Genomic DNA, 6607 nt, shown 5'->3' on the forward strand with positions numbered 1-6607 from the left:
GGATGGTGGGAGTGCCGGTAATCGGGTACATCAGGACAAGTAGCACCGGTTGGTACGGCTCGGCAGGCGCCCGTGCGCGCTCCGCGCGGACCGGCCGCGTCCGCCCACCCACAAAGCGGCGAGGTGAGCTCCTCATGTCCGCACCATCCGCACCGAAGAACACGCCCAGGGTCACCGAGCGTGAAGCGCGCCAAGTGGCCGAGGCCGCGCGCGAACAGGACTGGCACAAGCCGAGCTTCGCCAAGGAACTCTTCCTCGGGCGCTTCCGGCTCGACCTGATCCATCCGCATCCGATGCCGCCCGCGGACGACGTCCGGCGCGGCGAGGCGTTCCTCGCCCGGCTGCGCGAGTTCTGCGAGACGACGATCGACGGTGCCCTGATCGAGCGCGAGGCGAGAATCCCCGACGAGGTGATCAGCGGCCTCAAGGAACTCGGCGCGCTCGGGATGAAGATCGACCCGAAGTACGGCGGTCTCGGCCTGACCCAGGTCTACTACAACAAGGCCCTCGCCCTGGTCGGTTCCGTGAGCCCGGCCATCGGCGCGCTGCTCTCCGCCCACCAGTCCATCGGTGTGCCGCAGCCGCTGAAGATCTTCGGCAGCCAGGAGCAGAAGGAAGCCTTCCTGCCCCGGCTGGCCCGTACCGACATCTCGGCGTTCCTCCTCACCGAACCGGACGTCGGATCCGACCCGGCCCGGCTCGCCACCTCGGCCGTCCCGGAGGGGCCGGACTACATCCTCGACGGGGTGAAGCTCTGGACGACCAACGGCGTCGTCGCCGACCTGCTCGTCGTGATGGCCCGGGTACCGAAGTCGGAGGGCCACAAGGGCGGTATCACCGCCTTCGTCGTTGAGGCGGACTCCCCGGGCATCACCGTCGAGAACCGCAACGCCTTCATGGGCCTGCGCGGGCTGGAGAACGGCGTCACCCGCTTCCACCGGGTCCGGGTCCCGGCCGCGAACCGCATCGGCCCCGAGGGCGCCGGACTCAAGATCGCCCTCACCACGCTCAACACGGGACGGCTCTCGCTGCCCGCGATGTGCGTCGGCGCCGGGAAGTGGTGCCTGAAGATCGCCCGCGAGTGGTCCGGGGTACGTGAGCAATGGGGCAGGCCGGTCGCCCGGCACGAGGCCGTCGGCGCCAAGATCTCCTTCATCGCCGCGACCACCTTCGCACTCGAAGCGGTGGTCGACCTCTCCTCCCAGATGGCGGACGAGAACCGCAACGACATCCGTATCGAAGCGGCCCTGGCCAAGCTGTACGGCTCCGAGATGGGCTGTCTGATGGCCGACGAACTCGTCCAGATCCGGGGCGGACGCGGCTTCGAGACCGCCGACTCCCTCGCCGCCCGCGGCGAGCGGGCCGTCCCCGCCGAACAGCTCCTGCGCGATCTGCGGATCAACCGGATCTTCGAGGGCTCGACCGAGATCATGCATCTGCTGATCGCCCGTGAGGCCGTCGACGCCCATCTGAAGGTCGCCGGGGACATCATCGACCCCGACAAGCCCCTCTCCGCCAAGGCGAAGGCGGGCGCGAACGCGGCCGGCTTCTATGCCCGCTGGCTGCCCAAGCTCGTCGCGGGACCAGGACAACTCCCCCGTACATACGGGGAGTTCAACCAGCCCGGCCACCCCGACCTGTCCACCCATCTGCGCTACGTCGAGCGCTCCTCGCGGAAACTCGCACGCTCCACCTTCTACGCCATGTCGCGCTGGCAGGGCCGGATGGAGACCAAGCAGGGCTTCCTCGGCCGGATCGTCGACATCGGCGCGGAACTCTTCGCGATGAGCGCCGCCTGCGTCCGAGCCGAACTGCTGCGCTCCTCGGGCGACCACGGACGCGAGGCCTACCGGCTCGCCGATGTGTTCTGCCACCAGTCCCGCGTCCGCGTCGAGGAACTCTTCACCCGTCTGTGGTCCAACACCGACGACCTGGACCGGCGCCTGGTCGACGGCATCCTGTCCGGCGCGTACACCTGGCTGGAGGACGGCGTCATCGACCCGAGCGGCGATGGACCGTGGATCGCCGACGCCACCCCGGGGCCGTCCGCCCGGGAGAACGTCCACCGCACCGTCCGCTGAACCACCGGCCGCCGGGCGGCGCACGTCCACTCACCGGACGTGCCCCGCCCGGCGGCGCGCGGTGCGGCAGGATGACGACCCGTGACCGTCACCCACATCCCCGGCTCCAAGTCCGTCACCGCGCGTGCCCTGTTCCTGGCCGCCGCCGCGAACGGCACCAGCACCCTCGTACGGCCCCTGCGCTCGGACGACACCGAGGGCTTCGCCGAAGGCCTCACCCGCCTCGGCTACCGGGTCGGGCGGGAGGCGGACCGCTGGCACATCGAGGGCCGCCCCGAGGGCCCCGCCGTCACCGACGTCGACGTCTACTGCCGCGACGGCGCCACCACGGCCCGCTTCCTGCCGACCCTCGCCGCGGCCGCCACTCGTGGCGACTACCGCTTCGACGCCTCCGCACAGATGCGCCGCCGCCCCCTCGCCCCGCTCACCGAGGCCCTGCGCACACTCGGCGTCGACCTGCGCCACGACGGGGCCGAGGGCCATCACCCGCTGCGGATCGCCGCGTCCGGAATCGAGGGCGGCGAACTCACCCTGGACGCGGGGGAGTCCTCCCAGTACCTCACCGCGCTGCTGATGCTCGGACCGCTGACCGCGAAGGGGCTGCGGATCACCGTCACCGACCTGGTCTCCGCCCCGTACATCGGGATCACCCTCGCGATGATGCGCAGCTTCGGCGTCGAGGTGACCCGCGACGGCCACGACGACAACGTCTTCACCGTGCCGCCCGGCGGCTACCGGGCCACCACGTACGCCATCGAGCCCGATGCCTCCACCGCGAGCTACTTCTTCGCCGCGGCGGCCCTCACCGGCCGTGAGATCACCGTCCCCGGCCTCGGCACCGACGCGCTCCAGGGCGACCTGCGGTTCGTCGACGTGCTGCGCCGCATGGGCGCCGAGGTGCACACCACCGCGGAGTCCACCACCGTCCGCTCCGGCGGAACCCTTGCGGGCCTCACCGTCAACATGCGCGACATCTCCGACACCATGCCGACGCTGGCCGCGATCGCCCCCTTCGCGTCGGGGCCGGTACGCATCGAGGACGTGGGCAACACCCGGGTCAAGGAGTGCGACCGGCTGGAGGCCTGCGCCCAGAACCTGAGGCGGATGGGCATCACGGTCGGCACCGGCCCGGACTGGATCGAGATCCGGCCGGGAACCCCCCGCCCCGCCGAGATCGCCACCCACGGCGACCACCGCATCGTCATGTCGTTCGCCGTCACCGGCCTGCGGGTGCCGGGCATCACGTTCGACGACCCCGGTTGCGTACGGAAGACGTTCCCGGGATTCCACGAGGCCTTCGCCGGATTCGCGGAACTCACCAACAGCTAGGGTGTTCGGCGCCCGCCCACCCGGTGTGCGGGACGCACTGTCCACGCGCACAGGCGATGCGGCAACAATGGGGGGCATGAGCGACAGCCCTGCCCCCCTCGCCGACCCGCACCTCGTCTTCGACGCAGCGGAAGGCCGCCGGGATCTCGTCATCCTCGGCTCCACCGGATCCATCGGCACCCAGGCCATCGACCTGGTACTGCGCAACCCCGACCGCTTCCGCGTCACCGGGCTCTCCGCCGCGGGCGGACGGGTCGCCCTCCTCGCCGAGCAGGCGCGGCAACTGCGGGTGCGTACCGTGGCCGTCGCCGCACCGGACGCCGTACCGGCCCTCCGCGAGGCGCTGCGCGAGCAGTACGGGACGGGCGAGCCGCTCCCCGAGATCCTGGCAGGGCCCGACGCCGCCGCACAACTCGCGGCGAGCGACTGCCACACCGTGCTCAACGGAATCACCGGCTCGATCGGACTCGCCCCCACGCTCGCCGCGCTCGAAGCGGGCCGCACCCTCGCGCTGGCCAACAAGGAATCGCTGATCGTCGGCGGCCCGCTGGTCAAGGCGCTGGCGAAGCCCGGCCAGATCATCCCGGTCGACTCCGAGCACGCCGCACTCTTCCAGGCACTGGGCGCCGGCACCCGTGCCGACGTACGCAAGCTCGTCGTCACCGCCTCCGGCGGCCCCTTCCGGGGACGGACGAGGAGCGAACTGGCGGACGTCACACGCGAGCAGGCGCTCGCCCATCCGACCTGGGCCATGGGACCGGTCATCACGATCAACTCCGCCACCCTGGTCAACAAGGGACTGGAGGTCATCGAGGCCCATCTCCTCTACGACATCCCGTTCGACCGGATCGAGGTCGTGGTCCACCCCCAGTCGTACGTTCACTCCATGGTGGAGTTCACCGACGGCTCCACCCTCGCCCAGGCCACGCCCCCCGACATGCGCGGCCCGATCGCCATCGGCCTCGGCTGGCCCCGGCGCGTCCCGGACGCCGCCCCCGCCTTCGACTGGTCGAAGGCGTCCAGCTGGGAGTTCTTCCCGCTCGACGACGAGGCCTTCCCGTCCGTGGGTCTGGCCAGACATGTCGGCACGCTCGGCGCCACCGCACCGGCCGTCTTCAACGCCGCCAACGAGGAATGCGTCGACGCATTCCTCGCTGGACAGCTGCCGTTCAACGGAATCATGGATACGGTCACCGCGGTGGTGGCCGAACACGGCTCCCCCGCCACGGGAACTTCGCTCACGGTCGCAGACGTCCTCGAAGCGGAGACCTGGGCACGCGCCCGGGCCCGTGAACTCTCGGCGAAAGCGACAGCGGAGGCGCGCGCATGAGTATTACGACGGTCCTGTTGACGATTCTGGGCATCGTCGTCTTCGCCATCGGTCTGCTGTTCTCGATCGCCTGGCACGAGCTCGGGCACCTGTCGACCGCGAAGCTCTTCGGCATCCGCGTCCCCCAGTACATGGTCGGGTTCGGGCCGACGATCTGGTCGCGGAAGAAGGGCGACACCGAGTACGGGATCAAGGCCATTCCGGCCGGCGGCTACATCCGCATGATCGGCATGTTCCCGCCGGGAGAGGACGGGCGCCTGGAGGCGCGGTCCACCTCGCCGTGGCGCGGCATGATCGAGGACGCCAGGTCCGCCGCCTTCGAAGAGCTCGAACCGGGTGACGAGAAGCGCCTCTTCTACACGCGCAAGCCGTGGAAGCGCGTCATCGTCATGTTCGCCGGACCGTTCATGAACCTGGTCCTCGCCGTCGCGATCTTCCTCGGTGTGGCGATGACCTTCGGCTTCCAGACCCAGACCACCGAGGTGGCCGGTGTCCAGAAGTGCGTGATCGACCAGAGCGAGAACCGCGACAAGTGCAAGAAGTCCGACCCGGTCTCGCCCGCACTGGCGGCGGGGCTCAAGAAGGGCGACACGATCGTCGCCTTCGACGGACAGAAGGTCGACGACTGGGCCACGCTCTCCGACAAGATCCGCGCAACCATCGGCCCCGCCACCATCACCGTCCGGCGCGACGGCCAGGAAAAGACCCTGCACGCCGTGCTCCAGACGAACTCGGTCGCCAAGAAGGACTCCAAGGGCGAGGTGATCCCAGGGGATTTCGTACCGGCCGGCTACCTCGGCTTCGCGGCCCAGACCGAGATCGTGCCGCTCTCCTTCGGTGACTCGGTCGTCCGCATGGGAGACATGATCGAGAACGGCGTCGACTCGATCATCGCCCTCCCGTCCAAGATCCCGGGCCTGTGGGACGCCGCCTTCGGCGACGGCGAGCGAGCTGCCGACTCCCCGGTGGGCGTGGTCGGCGCCGCCAGGATCGGGGGCGAGGTGATGACGCTCGACGTCCCGGCGACGAACCAGATCGCGATGATGCTGTTCCTGCTGGCGGGCTTCAACCTCTCGCTGTTCCTCTTCAACATGCTGCCCCTGCTGCCGCTCGACGGCGGGCACATCGCCGGAGCGCTCTGGGAGGCCCTGCGCCGCAATGTGGCGCGGGTCTTCAGGCGCCCCGACCCGGGCCCGTTCGACGTGGCCAAGCTGATGCCGGTCGCCTATGTCGTCGCCGGTGTCTTCATCTGCTTCACGCTGCTGGTGCTGGTCGCCGACATCGTGAATCCGGTCAAGATCTCCTGACCAAGCGACCAGCCCGTGCACCACGAGTGACGGCCCGGCACACAGCGTGTGTCCGGGCCGTCGCTTTTGTGTGGCGCTCCCGGACGCGGTGTGCTCCGGGCCGTCGTCGGTGCCGTAACCTCGAAGTCCGGAGCCCGCCGATCTCGGGACCTTGATCCACACCTTGGGGATGCTCAGCGCATGACTGCGATTTCTCTCGGAATTCCGTCTGTTCCGACCAAGCTCGCCGACCGGAGGGTCAGCCGCAAGATCCAGGTCGGGTCGGTTGCGGTGGGCGGGGACGCGCCGGTGTCGGTGCAGTCGATGACCACGACGCGTACGTCGGACATCGGTGCGACGTTGCAGCAGATCGCGGAGCTGACGGCGTCGGGCTGCCAGATCGTGCGGGTGGCGTGTCCGACGCAGGACGACGCGGACGCGTTGGCGGTGATCGCGAGGAAGTCGCAGATCCCGGTGATCGCGGACATTCATTTCCAGCCGAAGTATGTGTTCGCGGCGATCGACGCGGGCTGTGCGGCGGTGCGGGTGAATCCGGGGAACATCAAGCAGTTCGACGACAA

Annotated in this window: 5 protein-coding genes; all 5 read left to right on the top strand. The window is 69.6% G+C overall.

Annotated features, from left to right (window positions below; all coding sequences use genetic code 11):
- The first annotated feature begins 134 nt into the window (after positions 1-134).
- The gene (locus ABZY11_RS26505; protein ID WP_356481535.1) at positions 135-2081 is read left to right on the top strand and encodes an acyl-CoA dehydrogenase family protein; all 1947 of its coding nucleotides are present in this window, start codon (positions 135-137) and stop codon (positions 2079-2081) included.
- A gap of 81 nt (positions 2082-2162) precedes the next feature.
- On the top strand, positions 2163-3410 hold the full coding sequence (gene aroA / locus ABZY11_RS26510; RefSeq protein ID WP_356481536.1) for a 3-phosphoshikimate 1-carboxyvinyltransferase: 1248 nt from the start codon (positions 2163-2165) through the stop codon (positions 3408-3410).
- 76 nt (positions 3411-3486) lie between these two features.
- Positions 3487-4740 carry a 1-deoxy-D-xylulose-5-phosphate reductoisomerase gene (gene dxr / locus ABZY11_RS26515; RefSeq protein WP_356481537.1) on the top strand — a complete coding sequence of 418 codons (1254 nt, stop codon included), beginning with the start codon at positions 3487-3489 and terminating at the stop codon, positions 4738-4740.
- The gene (locus tag ABZY11_RS26520; protein ID WP_356481538.1) at positions 4737-6047 is read left to right on the top strand and encodes a site-2 protease family protein; all 1311 of its coding nucleotides are present in this window, start codon (positions 4737-4739) and stop codon (positions 6045-6047) included. The genes dxr and ABZY11_RS26520 overlap by 4 nt, the downstream gene beginning before the upstream one ends.
- A 180-nt stretch (positions 6048-6227) precedes the next feature.
- A partial coding sequence (locus ABZY11_RS26525; protein WP_356481539.1) for a flavodoxin-dependent (E)-4-hydroxy-3-methylbut-2-enyl-diphosphate synthase occupies positions 6228-6607 on the top strand: 380 nt, incomplete at its 3' end.

The organism is Streptomyces sp. NPDC006510 (assembly GCF_040611955.1).
Classification (GTDB): Bacteria; Actinomycetota; Actinomycetes; order Streptomycetales; family Streptomycetaceae; genus Streptomyces.